This is a genomic window from Vogesella mureinivorans (assembly GCF_007644035.1).
In the GTDB taxonomy this organism is placed as follows: Bacteria; Pseudomonadota; Gammaproteobacteria; order Burkholderiales; family Chromobacteriaceae; genus Vogesella; species Vogesella mureinivorans.
The window spans coordinates 1-279 of sequence record NZ_VMTV02000090.1; the positions used below are offsets into that span (position 1 = coordinate 1).

General features: G+C 62.0%; 1 protein-coding gene. It reads right to left on the reverse strand.

All coding sequences use genetic code 11. The annotated features are described in order from the left end of the window. Positions 1 to 279, reverse strand: a 279-nt coding sequence (locus tag FLQ44_RS02085; protein ID WP_147692829.1) for a hypothetical protein, incomplete at both ends; no start/stop codon positions are given.

The window sequence follows — 279 nt, forward strand, 5'->3', positions numbered from 1 at the left end:
CCAGCAGCACCGGATCGGTCTTGGCGGGAATACCGTTGCGGGCATGGATCTTCTGGTTCTCCTCGATGACGCGCACGCGCTCCAGCTGCTCACCGCGCAGGAACTTGCTGTCGCCAGTGTCGGTGACTTCGACTTTGCGCAGCATCTGCCGGATGATCGTCTCGATGTGCTTGTCGTTGATCTTCACGCCCTGCAGGCGGTAGACATCCTGGATTTCCTTGACCAGGTAAGCCGCCAGGGGCTCGACGCCCAGCAGGCGCAGGATGTCCTGCGGGTTGG